This window comes from Cyanobacteria bacterium GSL.Bin1, assembly GCA_009909085.1.
GTDB lineage: Bacteria > Cyanobacteriota > Cyanobacteriia > Cyanobacteriales > Rubidibacteraceae > Halothece.
In genome coordinates this window covers 1-18,512 of the sequence record JAAANX010000095.1, presented here as the reverse complement: position 1 = coordinate 18,512, position 18,512 = coordinate 1, and the positions used below count along the sequence as shown (strand labels likewise).

20 protein-coding genes and 1 tRNA gene are annotated in these 18,512 nt (G+C 43.2%); 8 read left to right on the top strand and 13 right to left on the bottom strand.

The features are described from left to right. On the bottom strand, positions 1-82 hold an 82-nt coding region (locus tag GVY04_12815), incomplete at its 3' end, for a photosystem II biogenesis protein Psp29 (protein ID NBD16981.1). A gap of 592 nt (positions 83-674) precedes the next feature. Continuing rightward, entirely contained in the window at positions 675-1,715 is a 1,041-nt protein-coding gene (gene hemF / locus GVY04_12810; protein NBD16980.1) for an oxygen-dependent coproporphyrinogen oxidase, read from the bottom strand. 113 nt (positions 1,716-1,828) lie between these two features. On the opposite strand from hemF, the gene GVY04_12805 reads away from it, so the two are divergent. Then, complete coding sequence (locus GVY04_12805) at positions 1,829-2,314, top strand: SRPBCC family protein (GenBank protein NBD16979.1); 486 nt, start codon at positions 1,829-1,831, stop codon at positions 2,312-2,314. Here GVY04_12805 and GVY04_12800 read toward each other — a convergent pair. The 4 genes from GVY04_12800 to GVY04_12785 all read right to left on the bottom strand — a co-directional run bounded on the left by GVY04_12800 (position 2,311) and on the right by GVY04_12785 (position 6,492). Beyond that, on the bottom strand, positions 2,311-3,240 hold the full coding sequence (locus tag GVY04_12800; protein ID NBD16978.1) for an NAD(+) kinase: 930 nt from the start codon (positions 3,238-3,240) through the stop codon (positions 2,311-2,313). The genes GVY04_12805 and GVY04_12800 overlap by 4 nt on opposite strands. Before the next feature lie 81 nt (positions 3,241-3,321). Then, on the bottom strand, positions 3,322-3,999 hold the full coding sequence (locus GVY04_12795) for a hypothetical protein (protein NBD16977.1): 678 nt from the start codon (positions 3,997-3,999) through the stop codon (positions 3,322-3,324). Continuing rightward, a complete protein-coding gene (locus GVY04_12790; GenBank protein NBD16976.1) occupies positions 3,996-5,243 on the bottom strand; it encodes an MFS transporter in 1,248 nt (415 codons plus the stop codon). Before GVY04_12790 ends, GVY04_12795 begins: the two co-directional genes overlap by 4 nt. A 547-nt stretch (positions 5,244-5,790) precedes the next feature. Next, on the bottom strand, positions 5,791-6,492 hold the full coding sequence (locus GVY04_12785; protein ID NBD16975.1) for a hypothetical protein: 702 nt from the start codon (positions 6,490-6,492) through the stop codon (positions 5,791-5,793). Positions 6,493-7,082: 590 nt separating this feature from the next. Here GVY04_12785 and GVY04_12780 point away from each other — a divergent pair. Together GVY04_12780 and GVY04_12775 are read left to right on the top strand one after the other, a co-directional pair. Beyond that, entirely contained in the window at positions 7,083-8,141 is a 1,059-nt protein-coding gene (locus GVY04_12780; GenBank protein ID NBD16974.1) for a DUF362 domain-containing protein, read from the top strand. Between the two features lie 102 nt (positions 8,142-8,243). After that, positions 8,244-8,762, top strand: coding sequence for an adenine phosphoribosyltransferase (locus GVY04_12775; protein ID NBD16973.1), 519 nt, complete (start codon positions 8,244-8,246; stop codon positions 8,760-8,762). 52 nt (positions 8,763-8,814) lie between these two features. Here GVY04_12775 and cysE read toward each other — a convergent pair whose 3' ends face one another. From cysE to GVY04_12750, 5 genes are all read right to left on the bottom strand, one after another. Next, entirely contained in the window at positions 8,815-9,558 is a 744-nt protein-coding gene (gene cysE, locus GVY04_12770) for a serine O-acetyltransferase (protein ID NBD16972.1), read from the bottom strand. A gap of 270 nt (positions 9,559-9,828) precedes the next feature. Continuing rightward, positions 9,829-9,917 (bottom strand) — tRNA-Ser (locus GVY04_12765). Between the two features lie 55 nt (positions 9,918-9,972). Beyond that, positions 9,973-10,740: a nickel pincer cofactor biosynthesis protein LarB gene (larB, locus tag GVY04_12760; GenBank protein ID NBD16971.1), complete on the bottom strand. Its 768-nt coding sequence runs from the start codon at positions 10,738-10,740 to the stop codon at positions 9,973-9,975. 27 nt (positions 10,741-10,767) lie between these two features. Further along, on the bottom strand, positions 10,768-12,528 hold the full coding sequence (locus tag GVY04_12755) for an ABC transporter substrate-binding protein (protein NBD16970.1): 1,761 nt from the start codon (positions 12,526-12,528) through the stop codon (positions 10,768-10,770). An 8-nt stretch (positions 12,529-12,536) separates the two neighbouring features. Then, entirely contained in the window at positions 12,537-13,448 is a 912-nt protein-coding gene (locus GVY04_12750; GenBank protein ID NBD16969.1) for a metallophosphoesterase, read from the bottom strand. Between the two features lie 114 nt (positions 13,449-13,562). Here GVY04_12750 and hisA point away from each other — a divergent pair, with 114 nt between their 5' ends. Then, the gene (hisA, locus tag GVY04_12745) at positions 13,563-14,336 is read left to right on the top strand and encodes a 1-(5-phosphoribosyl)-5-[(5-phosphoribosylamino)methylideneamino]imidazole-4-carboxamide isomerase (GenBank protein NBD16968.1); all 774 of its coding nucleotides are present in this window, start codon (positions 13,563-13,565) and stop codon (positions 14,334-14,336) included. Positions 14,337-14,441: 105 nt separating this feature from the next. Here hisA and GVY04_12740 read toward each other — a convergent pair whose 3' ends face one another. Continuing rightward, positions 14,442-15,011, bottom strand: coding sequence for a Uma2 family endonuclease (locus GVY04_12740; GenBank protein ID NBD16967.1), 570 nt, complete (start codon positions 15,009-15,011; stop codon positions 14,442-14,444). A 137-nt stretch (positions 15,012-15,148) separates the two neighbouring features. Here GVY04_12740 and GVY04_12735 point away from each other — a divergent pair, with 137 nt between their 5' ends. The 3 genes from GVY04_12735 to GVY04_12725 all read left to right on the top strand — a co-directional run bounded on the left by GVY04_12735 (position 15,149) and on the right by GVY04_12725 (position 17,468). Beyond that, a complete protein-coding gene (locus GVY04_12735) occupies positions 15,149-15,895 on the top strand; it encodes a DUF554 family protein (GenBank protein NBD16966.1) in 747 nt (248 codons plus the stop codon). A gap of 406 nt (positions 15,896-16,301) precedes the next feature. Next, positions 16,302-17,060: an NAD(P)H-binding protein gene (locus tag GVY04_12730; protein NBD16965.1), complete on the top strand. Its 759-nt coding sequence runs from the start codon at positions 16,302-16,304 to the stop codon at positions 17,058-17,060. Between the two features lie 144 nt (positions 17,061-17,204). Next, complete coding sequence (locus tag GVY04_12725; GenBank protein ID NBD16964.1) at positions 17,205-17,468, top strand: hypothetical protein; 264 nt, start codon at positions 17,205-17,207, stop codon at positions 17,466-17,468. A 77-nt stretch (positions 17,469-17,545) separates the two neighbouring features. Here GVY04_12725 and GVY04_12720 read toward each other — a convergent pair whose 3' ends face one another. Further along, positions 17,546-18,157 carry a methyltransferase domain-containing protein gene (locus GVY04_12720; GenBank protein NBD16963.1) on the bottom strand — a complete coding sequence of 204 codons (612 nt, stop codon included), beginning with the start codon at positions 18,155-18,157 and terminating at the stop codon, positions 17,546-17,548. Positions 18,158-18,231: 74 nt separating this feature from the next. Here GVY04_12720 and petL point away from each other — a divergent pair, with 74 nt between their 5' ends. Beyond that, positions 18,232-18,327, top strand: a complete 96-nt coding sequence (petL, locus tag GVY04_12715; GenBank protein NBD16962.1) for a cytochrome b6-f complex subunit PetL — start codon at positions 18,232-18,234, stop codon at positions 18,325-18,327. Positions 18,328-18,512: the final 185 nt, after the last annotated feature.

The window sequence follows — 18,512 nt, the reverse complement described above, 5'->3', positions numbered from 1 at the left end:
GGCGGTAGATTGAGTTCAGAGGACGGGTATGGAGTGTATAGAAGGTCCGTTTAGTATCAGAAAGAGTGCGAAGAGTATCCACAGATTTTATGTCAGTTTCTTTAATTATAGACAGGTTGTTTATTCTAACCATTGTCTCGTTTCTAAGAAAATTTGCCAAGTCCCCCCTTAGTAATAGATAATGGTCATCACTTTTCCTATGACATTAGCGATTCAGCGTTCTTTGACGGTTAAAACCAACAAGCGTACTGCCCGATTAAAAGACTGACTGAGTTCACTTTGGAGATGAACTGCTGCAATCATCTTTATTTTCTGCCATCCCCATTAATGTTAAACATTATTACTGATTGACTGAAGGGGGTTAGATTGGGCATTGATTAATCACTACATTGTCAGAGATTGAATTGGTTTTATGTCTCATTTTATCGCTACAATTACCACTCAATTATCTGACTATTTGGGTTGGTACTTTTTATGATGAAAACAGATCTTTTTGATCAAAAAAATTCAGGATTCCTGCTTTCTTAAAACATTCCTTGAAGGACTGAGCCATCTATAAAAAATAAGGAACTAAAGCCAATAAACCCCCTTAGTGGGGGGCTTATCGTAATTGTAGCAATGAAGTCAGCGGTCATGAGATGCTTCTTGTCCTAAGTGTATGGACCGTTTACAACTTACCTTTTTTGGTTCCAATTAACCCAGTCTTGAGGTTTCAGGAAGACATCATACAGTTCAGCTTCCGGTGTATTGGGTTCAGGGTGATAGCAGTATTCCCAACGTACCAGTGGCGGTAATGACATTAAAATTGATTCAATGCGCCCTTTAGTTTGCAAACCAAAAATCGTGCCGCGGTCATAAACCAAATTAAATTCCACATAGCGTCCGCGGCGATAGAGTTGGAAGTTCCGTTCCCGTTCGCCATAGTCAATGCTACGACGTGCTTTGGCAATCGGTGTATAAGCAGGTAAAAACGCATTACCACAGTCTTGAACAAAGGTAAATAAGTCTTCCCATGTGCGCGGTTCAATTGCCCCTAATTGCTTACTGTATTGCCCTGCTTTTCCTTCTGGATCGGGTCCGCGATAGAGTTCTCCTTGACCATCTTGATAATCAAAAAAGATACCGCCAATCCCGCGATTTTCTTGGCGATGTTTGATGTAGAAATACTCATCGCACCAGCGCTTAAAGACAGGGTAATAGTCTTGATGATGACGATCGCAGCTAGTTTTAAAGGTCTGGTGAAAATGAATGGCATCTTCGGCAAAAGGATAATAGGGGGTTAAATCAGCGCCCCCGCCAAACCACCAAACTGGACCCGCTTCAAAATAGCGATAATTGAGGTGAACCGTCGGGACGTAGGGGTGGCGGGGGTGTAACACCATAGAAGTTCCCGTGGCAAAAAATTCATGTCCTTCTGCTTCCGGACGTTGTTTCAAAATGGAGGAGGGAAGTTGGGTACCAAAGACTTCGGAAAAGTTAACTCCCCCTTGTTCAAATAAATCGCCTTCTTTGATCACGCGCGATCGACCGCCACCGCCTTCTTCCCGTTCCCAACTATCTTCTCGGAAGGTTTGACCACTGCCATCCAACGCTTCTAAACTACTACAAATGTCATCTTGTAGCGTCATCATAAATTTTCTCACGCGAGCTTTTGCATCTTCGGGCGGCACGAATTGATTTTTAGCAGCGCTAACTTCAGTATCTTTTACACTCATGACTTTAATGACTAATAAATTTTTACAAACTATTCTTGAGCGATGTACTCAAAACCAGGTAATTTTCCTAAAATAGGATACTTGCCTGGGCGTAATGGATCAGGAGATATGTTGTGATTCTTAATTTTTCGTTTAAGTTCATCGCAAAAAAGGAACGAATTTGCTGCCAGTTTTCCCTTTACAAAACGTATCGGGTACTCAGCAATGCACCGGTGGACGTTTTGTGGGAAAAACTGATTAACCTCGGAGATGTATCTTGGAATCCCCTGCTCGATCATACCAATGCCCCTCAGGGGTTACGAGCGAAACCCGGCTTAATTTATCAAGCGGTAACGCGGCTGATGCCGATTCCAATCCGTGTCTTTGTGGAAAAAGTCAATCCCGGTGAATTCCTAAGTTTACGAGTCCTGGCGATTCCGGGATTAGAAAATCGCGTGACTTATCAGGTCGAATCAACCCTGATTGGCACTTATGTTTCTTGTTCCATCACGTTACGGGGCTGGTTATCACCATTTTTGTGGTGGATGATTCGTCCTTATGCTTCGCGAGTGGTGCGAGAATTAGCTCAATCGGCTGAATCCGCCCAACAAGTTAGCTAAGGATGTCCATTGCGATGATCATTGGTGTAGTGAATGCGGGTTCCTGCCCACATTAGTTTTTCTCGTAAGGTGTGATAAAAAGAATGATCTTCCCGTAGAATAATATATTTAGCTAAGCAATTCGCCATGGTCACAGATACTCGTTGTCCGGGCCAAATTGTCGTTCCCAGTGAACCATCAGTCCAGAGTTTGGTAGAAGGTTCAGTTTCTTCTAGGGGCCAAACATTGACCACTGAACCCGGTGGGAGAACTAAAGGGCGACTGGAAAGACTGAGGGGGCAAATCGGTGTGACCACCATCGCTTCCATGCCCGGATGAACAATGGGACCATTGGCCGAAGCAGTGTAACAGGTGGAACCGGTTGGTGTTGCAATGATTAAACCATCCCCTTGAAATTGTTCCACTATTTCTCCATCCACTTCCATTTCTAAAATAGAAGTGATCATGCGATCCACACTGGCAGGTTTGACACACATTTCATTCAAGCAAAAGAAGCGGTCACTCATGGGTTCGGGCTTAATTCTCCCTCCTTCCAATACTTGTGCTTGCAGCATCATTCGCCGTTGTATGGCATAACGATCAGATTCCAAGCGGTCAAGGAGGTTTTCAATATCTTGAAATAACTCAAAGGGTTCCGTTAAAAAGCCTAAATGTCCGCCAACATTGACCGCTAAAATCTGGACCCCTTCAGGGGCTAATTGTCGTGCCGCTGCTAAGGCTGTACCATCGCCTCCTAAAACAATTGCTAAGTCAATTTCATTGCCCACCGAGGATAAAAAGACTGGATAGGGGTTGTCTTTGATTCCACTCGGACCAACTAGCACCTTACAACCCCGTTTTTCTAAGGCTTTCGCGCAAGTTTCTGCCCACTTTTTACTTTCTTTGTCACCTGTTTTGTAGGCGATGATTACTTGGTTTAGTTGCACGATTTTGTGATGAGTGATTCGTTATTGGTTCTTTATTTTCGGCTCTACTTGTTTTAATTTTAAACAAGGCGTGTGTTGCGTTTAAGTTTCAACCTTCAAACTAGTAATGCTTTGTTCAAAGTTCGCCAATCTTCCCTGAAATTCACTGGTTGGGGTGGTATAGGTGGCAATCCAAATCGTTTCCCCCTGCGGTTGGATATAAAATAATTGTTTCATGCTTACCCCTTTTTCTGTGGTTACCTTAGCGACAATCCGTCCGAGAGAAGATTGATTTTGAGTGATGATAGTTTCTTCTTCGATTTGGTGAGTTGGTCTCAGTTGCTGCGCGACTTGTCCAAGATAGTCTTCTAGAGAGGTTTCCTGAGGGAGTGGGTGTTGAACGACATTAACGTTGGTGAGAGCATCGGGTGTCAGCGATCGCGCATCAACGGCAATGAAAGCGGTTTGCTCAAGATTTTGCTTAATTGGTTGCAATCGTTTACTATAGCCCTCATCAAGACGAGTAAATGCCGTTTCAATTTCATTCAAATCCCGCACTGGATTCCCACCCTGATAACTCTCGGGAAGCGATAAACTCATCCCTTCTCCTTGGATCGTTTGCCAGTTTTCTGCCGCTAGATCGAAGGCTTCTAGACTCGGCGTTGACTCAACAGTTTGATCATTTGAGGAGACTTGAGGATTTCGTGGAGAAAAGTCTTGACAACTGCTGATTGTTATCAAAACCAAAATCCCTAACAGAAAAGACAAGAGATATTTCATGACTTTAGAAGTTGATTCAAATAGCGCAATACAAGGATGCCAATTAAAGTCGTCGCCGCAGCCACCAGCCAATACGAATCGGTAATGATTCGGCTTTGATCCAGTGCCCATCCACCCGATGGCGGACCAATAAAAAACCCCACTGCCCAACATTGGGAATTTAAAGATAAATATACACCGCGCAAAGAAGCAGGGGCAATATCAGCAACCAGAGAGGAAGCAGAAGGGGTATAGCTGTTTAAGCTTAGGCTCAAAATCCCTAACGTCACAATGGCAGTCAGGAGTGGGGCGTGTTGGGTAAGGCCTGTTACCCAAATTAACACAAAGCCCACCAGCCAAAGCGACAAGGAAAAGGTGAGGGCTTGGGCGCGTCGGAAACGGTTTAAAAATCGCGCCATGGGTAACTGCATAATCGCAGCAAAGGTAATATACCAAGTGAAGAGAGCGCTAATGATTGGCGGCGAAAAGCCGAGTTCGTCTCCGCCCGTATGAACATAGTTGCGGAAGTAGAGGGGAAGGGTACTTTGAATTTGGGAAATGTAGGTGGTAAAAAGGACATTAATCGCAAGAAAGATCACAAAAGCGCGATCGCGCAAGGCAATCCCCCAACCTTGAAATGGATTATTCTGAGTGCTTGCTTGTTCCTCGAATTGATAACTTTCCTCGACCGCAAAATAAATGACGGCAAAGAAAACGAGAAACGAAATGCCATCGGCTGCAAATAATAAACGATAATTGCCAGCGGTACTAATAATTAATCCGCCTAAAACCACTCCAATTCCTAAGCCTAAACTATCCGCAACCCGGGTAATCGCAAAGGCTTCATTACGTTGATTAGGGGTGGTAATATCGGCAATTACCGCTTCCGTTGCTGGCCAATAGAGCCCAACTCCTAAGCCAAGAATCAAGTTTCCTAGAAGTAAGGTTGGAAAATTATAAGTTAAGCCGAGGACAATATCCGCTAAAACGGACACCGCAGCAGAGAGTAAGAGGGTGCGTCGTCTCCCCCAAGCTTGGCTATCGGTAAAAACGCCACCCCAAAAGCGTCCCAGTACCCCTGCCACTTGACCACTACCAATACCAATTCCCACTAAGGTTGCGGATAAACCCACTTGATTGACAAAGAAAATCGAGGCATAAAATAGGACAAATCCCGTCCCAATTTCTGAAAGTAACCGCCCAAAGGCAAGAATCCAAACGGTGCGATTGAGATCTGGGAATTGTTCACTGAGCTTTTTAAACATGAATGAGAGAATCAAAGGTGTTTTGCAATTTCTCGCCCTCCTAACCCAAGTCTGGGAGAAATTCATCAATCACCATGTTAGTTTGTCCTCTCATCCTTACAGTCTCACTCTGGATCAATCTTGTTTTTTTCAGGCACAGCAACAAGACTCTTTAAGCTAAATTCGCTCTTAACATTGGGCTGGAAAGTTTATGATGCAGTAGGTAGCAGCATCGCGCTGAATCAAAATGTCCTGAAAGTCATCCGTACTCCGCCGTGAGACGACGGAACGGGGTTCACAAGCGGAGGACTGGGCGCGGAACCTGCGTCCGCGCAAAGAAGTTCGCCGTTCCCCGGAATCGAATTCCGGGGCTTGCGGCGAACCGTTGGTCCGTCCGGAATTAAATTCCGGCGACGACCCCTTGCCTGCGGATGACCGTTGGTCAGAATGAATAAGCCATTGGGAAATTTCATGCTTTTTGATCCTCTCCAGGTTTAAATCAATTTTCTGACTTTCTTTCTAACCCTTTTACTCGCAACTCCAGTTCACTACTTGCTCTACAAACCAATCAAAACAAATCATCATAGGCAAATGTGTTGTCTGCAAATTGGAAGCGCTCCACTTCGCTGACGTTTAAATACGTGCTCGTGTCAGGTTGCATAATATAGACATTGAGATTTTCTGGGTCTATCCCCATAAAAGCATATTCCGACTTCAAACCCTCCAGAATTAGAAGGTCCCTGTCTTCACCCCCGATAATACTGCCTATCCCTCTTTCAATGTTGAAGGTATCATTACCGCTACCGCCCTTGATCGCACTGTTAAAGATCCCTCCAGTGGCGATAATTTCATCATTGCCACTGCCGCCATCAATCGCACTGTTCGAGATGCCGTAGGACTTTCCTATACCGGTGATGATGTCATCACCATCGCCGCCCTTGATTGCACTGTTCGAGATGCCGGTGCTGTCAATTCCGCTACCTTTGCCAGTAATAATGTCATTATCGCTGCCACCATTAATCGTACTGTAAGAAATGCCATCGGACTCTCCCATACCGGTGATCATATCATTACCACTGCCACTCTTAATCGCACTGCAAGAAATGCCGATGCTGTCAGATCCGGTAGCCTCAGCGCTGATTTTGTCATCTCCCCCCAGTGTATCGATAGATGCCATAACAATACTTCCTGGAGTGACAACAACAGTATCGCCCTCATCAGTTCCTAATAAACTACTTTCCAAAAGAGACTGTTGGATATTCACACTCATGCTTGCTAACTCCCTATGTATCACTCAAGATCACTAATGATAATGAGCATATTATTATTTCAGTATTAATACTACCGTAATATTACTTATTTTTGAGCGAGTAGAGCTGACTAATTTGCTTAAGTGCTACGACAGCAAAAAGCAAAAAGGGATTTAAGTCTCTAATGAATTTCATAAAAATTGTCTGTTTGCTCTCATTTTTATCAGGATAGACTAGTTAACTGTAATAGGCAATTTATTTTGCATGACTGCTTATTGGTTTTTGTAAATTTAAATACCAAGTTTCTAAGCCATCACCAACCAGTAGAATACCCAAACGAGCCATGAAAATACAAATTAAAATAGAAGTCTTAAAAGGATTTTGACTCAATTATTTTTATTACAAAATCAATCATAACTTTTCTATTTTTTAATAAAAAATAACAGTTTTATATGCTAATCATCAATTGAATTGAGACAAATCATTTCTGAATGAGCTAAGTTTAAATGAGTGGGTAATCAAGATTGAAATTCAAGATCACACGTTTTCCCGTCAAATCATCTTCCAAACAACATCATTTTTTCCGAAACTTAAACCAAACCGATTAACCATGTCTTATTTCAACTATAAACGCCGTCAAATGTTACGTTTGCTGGGTCTAGCCACCGGGGCTGCGATTCTCCCCTCTGCTTGTGGCTTGGGCAAATCAGGTAATTCCCAAGCGCCAAGCGCCTCTTCAGTGCAATTAAAGGGCAATCCATCGCCAGACCAGGTTTCTCGCGTTGCACTTCTCAAAACCGACAATCGCGCTTCCGCCGTTCCCAAAATTCTTGATCTTCTCCAACCCGATGGCTTTACGGACAAAACTGTTTTTATTAAACCCAATTACAATACAGGCGATCCCGCACCCGCTGCAACCGATACCGACTTACTCGATAGCCTGATTACAGAAATTGAAAAGACTCAACCCGGAAAAATGACTATTGGCGATCGCGCAGGCATGGCAGATACTCGCCAAGCCATGGAACGGAAAGGGGTGTTTGAGTTGGCAGAAAAGCGCGGGTTAGAAACGATTGTCTTTGATGAAATGTCGGCTGAACAATGGCAGTATTTTGATCAAGAAGGCACCCACTGGCAACAAGGTTTCGCGATCGCGCGTCCGATTTTAGATGCAGATGCGGTGATTAATACCTGCTGTCTGAAAACCCATCGCTTTGGTGGACACTTTACTCTCTCTCTGAAAAATAGCATTGGCCTGGTGGCTAAATATGTCCCGGGTGACTCGTTTAATTACATGGGAGATTTGCATTCTTCCCCGCACCAACGGAAGATGATTGCGGAAGTGAATGCTGCCTATGATCCCAGTCTCGTCTTACTCGATGGCGTGGAAGCCTTTGTCAATGGCGGACCCGCTAATGGCAAAAAAGTCCCTGCCAATGTCATGATTGCGGGGCGCGATCGCGTGGCAGTAGATGTTGTGGGATTAGCTATACTGCGATCATTAGGAACCACAGAGCAAGTTTCCCAAGGGTCAATTTGGGACTTGGAACAAATTCAACGGGCAACCGAATTAGGGTTAGGTGTGAACAATGCTGAACAAATCGAAATTCTAACAGCAGATACGTCTAGCCAAAATCTAGCCGATCAAATTCGACCGTTAATGAGTTAAAGGATATCATTTTGTAGCAAACATTGATCAATGAGATGGGGGAATTCTCGCTCACGTTAGTTAAATGCGATAATCCATAAGGACGTAAACCAGAGTTGATCTATGGATATAAAAGCACTGATTCGCGATATTCCAGACTTTCCCAAAGAGGGCATTATCTTTCGTGATATTACAACTTTACTGCGCGATCGCGAGGGACTGCGCTACACGGTTGAGAGTTTTGAAAATAAGTTCCGAGACGCTAACCTGATCCCTGACTATGTGATCGGCATTGAATCCCGAGGCTTTTTATTTGGTCCTACCCTTGCCTATCAGTTTGAAGCTGGCTTTGTGCCCGTCCGTAAACCTGGTAAACTGCCAGCAGCCGTCCATAGCATTGAATATGATTTAGAATACGGCAAAGATAAACTCGAAATGCACCAAGATGCCTTACCCGCCCATTCTAAAGTCATCATTGTGGACGACTTAATCGCGACCGGTGGAACCGCAAAAGCAACGGCCGACTTATTAGAAAAAATTGGCTGTCACCTTTTAGGATTTGGGTTTGTTATCGAACTAACCGGTTTAGCGGGGCGGAATAAACTACCTGAGGTTCCCATTATCACCCTTGCGGAATATTAGTTTTGGAAAAACACCGTTTTAATCCCCCAAAACCTGGGGGATCTCAATCCTCTCAAATGCCAGTTCCGTGCAAGAACTCTTGAATTTCCCGATCCTCTATCCGACACTGTGGTGATTTTTCAGAGGACTCTGTTGCAGAAACCACAGAAGCAGTCCAAGTTTGCTGACGTTGCAGATTCTGCACTTCCTGTTCTAAGGTTTCAATGCGATCCACTAACGCTCGAATCACATTCGCCTCTGAGTCAGGAAGACTGCCATGTTCTAATGGATCAACGCGAACTCCAGAACGATAAACGACGCGACCGGGAACACCAACAACGGTACAACCGGAAGGAACATCACGCAAAACAACTGATCCTGCGCCGATACGAACATTATTACCAATTTGCAGGTTACCGAGGACTTTTGCCCCGGCACCAACCACAACGTTTTCGCCAAGAGTAGGGTGACGCTTGCCGTTTTCTTTCCCCGTTCCACCCAGGGTCACGCCTTGGTAAATTAGGGCATAATCCCCAATAATCGTCGTTTCACCAATAACGACTCCCATGCCATGATCAATAAAGACACCTTTTCCAATTTGCGCACCGGGGTGAATTTCAATGCCAGTTAGAAAACGAGATAATTGGGAAATGAGGCGTGGAATCAGAGGCAGTCCAATTCGATATAACCAATGGGCAAAGCGATGAAATAAGATCGCTTGTAAGCCCGGATAACACAAGATAACTTCTAGCCAGTTACGAGCAGCAGGATCGCGCTCGAAAATAATCCGAAAGTCTGCGGTGAGCGTAGATAGCACAGGTCTTCCTAAAATTTCGGTCTAATAGATCACCAATTATTCTATCGTCTCTTGCTCCGTCTGAAAATCTCTCTTTTGTGTGAACACATGATGGTAAAAATATTGACGTTTTTCTTGGGTCTAGTTCTGCTCAGCTACTATATTACCAATGTTGTGGTATTTTCCCCTTTAGAGCTCATCAAAACTTTAAACTCCGCCTTGGGTTACGTTGCGCTCATTTTTGGCGCTGCGTTGACAATTTGGTTGATGGGAGATTAATGCATTTCCAAACGGAGAGGGAGGGATTCGAACCCTCGAGGAGGTGTGAACCCCCTAACGCCTTAGCAGGGCGCCGCTTTCAACCACTCAGCCACCTCTCCAAGGTTATGAGACGATTTCTAATTATAGCGGATGCTTGCTTGGCTGTCAAAGCAATTAACGATTAATTTTGCCGGCAGTGCGCAGAATTTGTCCGGCCAAAATGGCTGCACCAAATCCATTATCAATATTAACGACACCAATGCCCGCAGCACAGGAGTTGAGCATCGTCAGTAAAGGAGCAATTCCTTCAAAACTCGCACCATAACCAATGCTGGTCGGAACCGCAATCACGGGGCAATCGACCATGCCCGCAACAACACTCGGTAATGCCCCTTCCATCCCGGCAACCACAATCAGCACATTAACTTGGTTTAAAAGGTCGCGATGGCTAAGTAAGCGATGAATCCCTGCTACTCCCACATCCCAAAGCCGTTTCACCGTAAAGCCACACAGTTGGGCGGTGAGGGCAGCTTCTTCCGCAACAGGAATATCAGCGGTGCCCGCACTCAGTACCCCAATTGTTCCTGGTTGTGGGGTAGGAGAAGCCGTTTCAAGAACGCAAATGCGAGGAAGAGGATAATACTGCACATCTCGAATCTGGCTTTTGACTTGCTGGAAGACTGGGGCATCAATACGAGTTGCCATAATCACATTCGCGCGATTGCTCATTGCCAGCATAATTTGAGCAATTTGATCGGGCGTTTTTCCGGGTCCCCAAATCACCTCCGGAAAGCCCGTTCTTAAAGCGCGATGATGATCAACCTTCGCAAAATCAGCAATGGGTTCAAAGGTAAGATTTTTTAGTTTTTCTTGTGCTGTTTCAGGAGAAATTTCGCCATTAGCAACAGCATTTAAAAGAGCATTTAAGGCTTGGGAGTCCATTCGTTTTTGATCATTAATACTTACTCATTATTCTGGGCTCAGTTTTAATTTTTCGAGGTTCCAAAACGCGCCACCGAGGGCTGAGTATTCAACTCCTTGAACGCGATCGCGCACTGCTGCTAAGGAAAGAGGATTCACCAAATAAATATAGGGTAAATGTTCCTGCACAATTGCTTGGGCTTGGGCATAAAGGTTTTTGCGTTTACTTTCATCTAACTCTCTAGAGGCTTCAATATAAAGGGCTTCAATTTCTTTTTCCCATGCCCTCACTTTTCTTCCTTCTACGGGCGTGGTTCCCGAACGGGCAGATTGATTAAAGGTATGTAAATTACCATCTGTTCGCCATAAGTTAATGCCAAAATGGGGCTCATTGCCGCCGGTAAAGCCTAATAAGTGACATTCCCAATCGAGAGAGTTAGACAGTTTATCGACTAACACATTAAACTGAATGGGCGTAAAATCAACGGTAATTCCAATTTGCGCTAAATCTTGTTTAATTTGTGCGCCCATGGCTTCTCGACTCTTATTACCGGCATTAGTAATTAAGGTAAAGCGAACGTGATTTCCCTCGGCATCGAATAATTTTCCTTCATTATTATATTGAAACCCTGCGTCTAACAGTAATTGTTTGGCTTTTTCTGGGTCGTAGCCATAACTTGTTACATCTTCGTCATAATAGGGAGACTGCACAGAAATCGGTGAATTTTGCGGTTCTCCTAAACCCCGAAACAAATTATTAATCATCTGTTGGCGATTAATGCCATACGCGACCGCTTTTCTGAAGGCAAGCGTATTAAACCAGCGAGATTTTACCGGATCAACGAGCGGCTTACCATTGCGGCTTCCTGTATTTAAATTAAATCCCATAAAAGTTGTTCCATAGTCAGGTCCGCCATTGTAAATGGTAAAATTTCCTCTTTCTTCTTCTCGTTTTAATAAAGAAAAATAGTCAGGGGTAACACTAATTGAATCTAAGCCGCCAGAGCGAAATTGTAATAAAGCAGTATCTTGATTTTCAACAATTTGCCAAATTACACGATCAATATAAGGCAGTTGATTTCCTTGTTCATCTTTTTCCCAATAAAATGGATTTTTTTCAAAAATAACACGCTCACTCGTCGAATATCCTGCTAACTGATAACGACCATTAACAACAATGTCTTGTGGCGGTGTATCCACGCCCCATTTTGATAGAAAAAGGGGGGTTCCTTCCGCATCTGTTGTTTGCACTGACTCCAGAAGAGCGTGTTTGGGCATAATGGAAATGCCAGTGCTTTGTAAGAAGGGTGCGAAGGGTTCAGGAACGGTAAATTTCACCGTTTGACTGTCTATTTTTTCGACAGTTGGAAACTCCCCACTTTCGCCAATTCTTAAACTATCTCTAATATTATTAGGAATTTTGGGATTAAGAATTAAATCATTGTAAGTAAAGACAACATCATCTGCTGTTAAAGGTTCGCCATCTGACCATTGCAAATTTTCCCGAAGCGTAAAAACAATTTGTTTTTTATCATCAGAAATTTCCCAAGATTTGGCTAAAGCCGGTTCCACTTCAGCCGTGAGGGGATTTTGATCTACTAAACCTTCATAAGTCAAACCAAAAACATTGGGTGATTCTTGGGAGAGAACCGCATTGAAGGTTTTCGGATCACTTAAAATGGCTTGGACTACTTGCGGAACCTGGGAAGCGGTGCTTTCAATTAGAGCCGGATTACAAGCTGTAAGTAAGCTGGCAATGAAGGTAAAAATAATAGAAATGAAAAAAGAGTTGCGATGTTGAGAGAACATTTTTTCGTTTAATTTGAGTTAGTCTTTCGAGGAATAAGAGCGCGATCCATAACTTTGCCATTTTTATTAATGCCACGAACTGCGATTTGATCGGCATAAACATCATAAGTGGCAAAACTAAGCTGACTCGTTGCAGAATCAGTCCAATCTGATCGTCCCACTCGACGGAGTTTTGCCCCAGCACCACAAGTTAAATAAGTGGTTCCATTAATCGGCTGTGTTCTTTCATAATGATGTTCGTGACCATTAATATAAAGTTGAACATCATAGTGTTTAAATAAAGGGGTGAGTTGAGATACTAAGCGCTGATTGACGCCATATACCCCGGAAGAATAAATATTATGATGACCAAAAACAATTTTCCAGGGGGCACTCGACTGGCTTAACTGTTCATCTAACCATTCCAGCTGCCGATCCCAGTTCGCATTGCGATTGGTATCTAAGGCAAAAAATTGGACAATTGAACGCTTGAAGGTATAGTATCTATCCGGCATATTAAACAAGGGATAGTCCACTTGAGGCGTGCCATTTTTGGTGCGAATATCGTGATTGCCTAAACAGGCATAAAACTTGACTCCCTGTTGCAGCAAGGGTTGGTAAGGACGCTCAAAAACCGGCTCAATTTTTTCAATCTTGCCGTCATTGTAGATATTATCGCCGGCTAGGAGTGCCAGGGGAAAGGGAGAACGACGATAGAATTGGGTCATTGCTTTAGCGACGGCATATTGTCCCCTGTTTCCGGTTCCGGTGTCGGCGAGGGAAACAAAGCGCAAGCGCGGTTCCCCAAGACTCAGTTCAGAATTGTCTAGTAAATCAGCACTTCCTTGGGCATTGGCTTGACCAAGATTGGAGAATTGAGTGGCAATAAAACCGCCAATCCCTGTAATCCCTAACAGGGCAAGAAGTTCACGTCGTTTCATAACAAGGTCAGTTAATTGTCTGTTTCGATTTTAGTGCAGGACAAGGGGTGGAAGTTAAACCGGAAAGCCTCAATAATAAGTAAGTAACGAAGCACGAATGGCAAAGAACAAATTATGGATATTATTCCAGCGATTGATGTATTAGAAGGGAAATGTGTCCGTCTCTACCAAGGGGATTATAACCAAGTTGAGGTATTCAGCGATCGCGCGGTAGAAATGGCACAGCATTGGGTGGAACAAGGGGCAACTCGTTTGCATTTGGTCGATTTAGACGGGGCAAAAGCGGGGAAACCGATGAATCAAAAGACCATTGCCGAAATTGTCGAAACGGTTTCCATTCCAGTGCAAGTAGGAGGTGGATTGCGCGATCGCGCCAGTATTGCAGAATTGTTATCTTTAGGAGTGAGTAATGCCATTGTCGGGACAATTGCCGTGGAAGAACCAGAATTGGTACAAGCCCTCTGTCAAGAATTTCCCCAACAGATTACCATTGGCATTGATGCTCGTAATGGGAAAGTTGCCACTCGCGGCTGGTTAGAAACCTCGGAAGTGATGGCAAAAGACTTAGCGCAACAAATGGCAAATCAGGGTGCAGCAGCGATTATTTACACCGATATTCATCGGGATGGTACCCTTTCTGGTCCCAATCTTGATGCCCTCCGCAACTTAGCCGAAAATGTGTCGATTCCGGTTATTGCTTCAGGGGGAATGAGTTCTATCACTGACTTACTGAGTTTACTGGCGCTTGAACCCATTGGTGTGACTGGTGCCATTTTAGGACGTGCTCTTTATGCCAATAAAATTGACCTGAGAGAAGCGGTGCAAGCAGTGGGAAATGGACGTTTACAAGATGTCCCTCTCAACGGAGATTTTTCCACGTTTGCTTAATTTTGCTTTGCCCCCAGGTTTGGGGGAATCTAGCATGAGGCACTGAAGTTAACCACAAAGACACAAAGAACACCAAGAATGGGTTAATCCTGAGTTTACTGATTCCTAAAAGATGCCCTCATAAATATCTTCTAGGGGGATTTTGACGCCTAATGACTCCAACTCGATGACCTCAGTTAAGTCTTCTGAAATTTGCAAGTTCCATTCCTTCCTATTTCCCCGTCGATAAACCATCACCGAACATTGTTCCTGATCCACTAATACATAGTCTTGAAGCATCTCTAAACTGCGATAAAAGCCAAATTTTCGCCCTTGGTCATAATCTCGCGTTGACTCTGATAAAACTTCAATAATCACAACCGGATTTGTCACCGTTGTTTGAGTATTTTCATAATAAATGGGGTCGCCATCGAGGATCATTAAATCAGGATAAGTGAACACCTCGTTGGCTGGAATCCATAACCGCACATTTTCTGAATAGAGTCTTCTTCCCTGCTGGCGTAGACTTGGCTTGAGAAAAACACATAAATTAGTCACGATTTCATTATGTCTAGTGGTTCCTCCCGCCATTGGTATCATTTCTCCATTAATCAATTCGTGGCGGATCTTGGCTTCTGATTCCAACTCTAAATATTCTTCGGGAGTATAAACCTTTTGCGTTAATTGAGTCACCATAATTGAATATCAAATGCATCAATATTTGCCACCGATGATCGGGATGAGGGGGAAAAAGTCACCTCATTATTGCTTGGATATAATCAATTCTATATCAGAGAGTATCCAATGCTTACTGCTTATTTGTTTTATATACTATGTTAATTGATTTTTGGTTAAAAACCAGTGGCACTTGGATTAATATTCTAACAGTTATTATTGGAACAATTGTTGGACTTTCTCTTAAACAACGACTACCGCCAAAAATTAAAATTATTATTCCCCAAGGCATTGGTTTACTGACACTTTGGCTCGGTTTTTCGATGGCAGGAGAACTGTCACAAGTGAAAGTTGGTGACTTTCCAGGGGTTATTTTAGGGTTAATGTCGATTATTATTGGGGGTGCATTAGGGGAATGGTGGTGTATTGAAGAAAGATTGAATGGAATAGGCGATTGGTTAAAATCTCGGTTTCGTTATTCGGGACAGTTTACAGAAGGATTTGTTGCCACCAGTATTTTATTTTGTGTGGGTCCGGTTGCACTCGTGGGAAGTATTAATAATGGACTGTTAGGGGATAATACATTACTGGTTTTAAAGGCAATTATGGATGGTATTTCATCAATTCCTTTTGCCAGCCGTTATGGAATTGGTGTCGGTTTCTCAGTCTTCGTGATTTTAATTTACCAAGGGGGAATTTCTGTGCTTGCTGGATTATTTGCTACTAATTTAGCTGATCCAGTAAATCATCCTTTAATTTTATTAATCACGGGGATTGGCGGTTTGATGATTCTAGGAATCGGTTTGAATTTATTAGAAATTGCTAAAGTGAGAGTAGCCGCATTTCTCCCTGCGTTACTCATTGCGCCTCTTTTTTATCATTTACTTCAGGTTCTGTTTTCCTAATTGACCAACGGTTACCGGACCTTTAGTGAAAACAGGTGTCTTCCGTACGCGATCGCGCTCTGAGGCTTCATGAAAAAACCTCCGCGATCCCTTCCGTAGCATCATCTCCCTGGTTATATCCGTCTTGCCCAAATGGAATTGGAATTATTAGAAATCAGAGGAAAATCGGATTTTGGTTTTGGCAGTAACAAGATTGGTGGCAAGGCGTTGCTGAATTAGAGTCTGATGTTAAAGACGCGCGATGGCTTCGCCAGTTCCCGTAGGCAACATCGCGAACCTAACCTTGAGACGGCGAGTGGGGAAATTAGTTAGAAAAACTCTTTCTTTTCGCAGGCAGTTTCTAAGAGCCCGCGCTACATTTAAATCAGTCAATGCTGATTAGAGTAAAGGTGAAGCGAGTAACAATATGTCTGAGGCAAAGGTTTTAGTGACGGGTGCAACCGGAAGAACCGGCTCAATTGTTCTGAATAAATTACGTCAAAAAACAAATTTTAATGGTTTTGGTTTTGCCCGTTCTGAAGATAAAGCCAAAGAAATTTTTAATTCCATAGAGAGCTTCTATTTTGGCGATATTAGAGAAAAAAAGACGCTCGAACCAGCCATTCAGAATTGCCGAGCACTGATTATTGTCACCAGTGCTGTTCCACAAATGAAAGCGCCGTCGCAAGAAGGAGAACGTCCTGAGTTCACTTATCCAGAAAACGCCACACCAGAAATCATCGACTATCAAGGACAAGTGAATCAAATTGATTTGGCAAAACAAGCGGGGGTTGAGCACATTATTCTTATGGGATCGATGGGAGGGACGAATGAAAACCATCCCCTTAATCAACTAGGGAACGGCAACATTTTAATTTGGAAGCGAAAAGCGGAACAATATCTGATTGACTCGGGAGTTGATTATACTATTATTCGGGCTGGCGGCTTACTCAATGAACCTGGAGGTCAACGCAAATTGTTAGTGGGGAAAAATGATACGTTGCTCGATCGCGAATCGCCAACAATTCCCCGAGAAGATGTAGCAGAATTGATTGTGCAGGCTCTTGTGAATCCAGAAGCCAGAAACAAAGCGTTTGATGTTGTTTCCGAAAAGCCAGAAACCTCTTCCGGAGAAATTACAACTGATTTTACCGCTTTATTTACCCAAACGACAGCAGGTCTCTAAACTTAATTATCAGCAATTTTTGGCTCTGCCTCAAGTGGGAGTGCGATTCGTTGAAACTAAGTACCCTTTAGGAAATAGAGGGGTAAGAGTTTCCAGGCGAGTAATGCTATAATCGACTGCTAGCCCTCTCCCTTACTCACACACATGGAACCGGTAAACTTCTTTACAACCATTGGTTTAGCTGCTGGAACGTTAACCACGATTGCGTTTCTCCCCCAAGTCATTAAAACGTGGCAAACAAAATCGGCAAAAGATATTTCTCTGGGGATGTTTTCTACCTTTTGTACCGGGGTTTTTCTCTGGATTGTTTATGGGTTTAGTGTTGGTGATTTACCCGTTTTGCTGGCAAATATTGTTACCTTTGTTCTCGCCTTCACCATTTTAGTTTTCAAGTTCAGATATGGATAATTAGTCATTAGTCATTAGTCATTAGTCATTAGTCATTAGTCATTGGTTGAGGCAATCTACGTAGATTAATAACCGACTCATTTGGTAGCAATTCCTTGGTAAAGATAACCAATAATTTCTGGTTCGCTTTCTAACTTAAAGTTTTCCAATTTAACAGTAGCGAACTGTTGAGAAATAAGAGCTTTCAGATCACGATTGAGATGGCAACCATCTCCTACAATTTTTTGAATCGGCGTTAAGCGATGCTGCCATTTTTGTACTTTGGGATTATCACTTAAACCATGTTCAAGAAAGAAAAATTTGCCTTCTGGTTTGAGGACGCGATAGATTTCTTGTAACGCCTGCTCTATTTTGGCAATACTACATAACGTCCAAGTACTGACCACACTATCAAACGATTCACTAGCAAAGGGTAAAGATTCTCCACTCAAAACGTTAGTATCAACTGGAAATGAAACCTTATTAATGCGTTTTTGGGCAAGTTTATTCATCCCAGCATTGACATCAATGGTTGTCAGCTTTTGAATTTCTTCTGGATAACAAGCTAAGTTTAATCCCGTCCCAAATCCAATTTCCAACACTTCTCCTCTCACATCCTGTAGTAGTGCTTTGCGATATTTACTAACGCTAGAACTTGCCATTGTCCAATCTAAAAGACGGGGAAAAATATATTGCGAATAAATGTTCATGGCGCAAGGAATTTTAGTTCTTCCAATGATCTGCTAGTCTAGTATAGATAATCATAAAAAGGAGTTTTAAATTTATGTCTGGCGCCGTTGCTTATCTTGGGATCTTAATTGGTTATACGGTTCTCGCTCTTGGACTTTACTTCGGGTTACGAGCCGCAAAAATCATCTAAATCATCTAAAATTTGATCGCAAACAGCCCCTGAGTTCCGCGCTGAGTCGGGCTGTTATTATGTTTTGACATACTCCCCCACTAAGCTGACGCTATAGTGGGGGATTCTGGGAAATCAGTTACCTGACCTCCTATCCACTCAAACAACGAAAGTTGTTTAGGGTTGCTAGGCTCAGTTTCCAATGA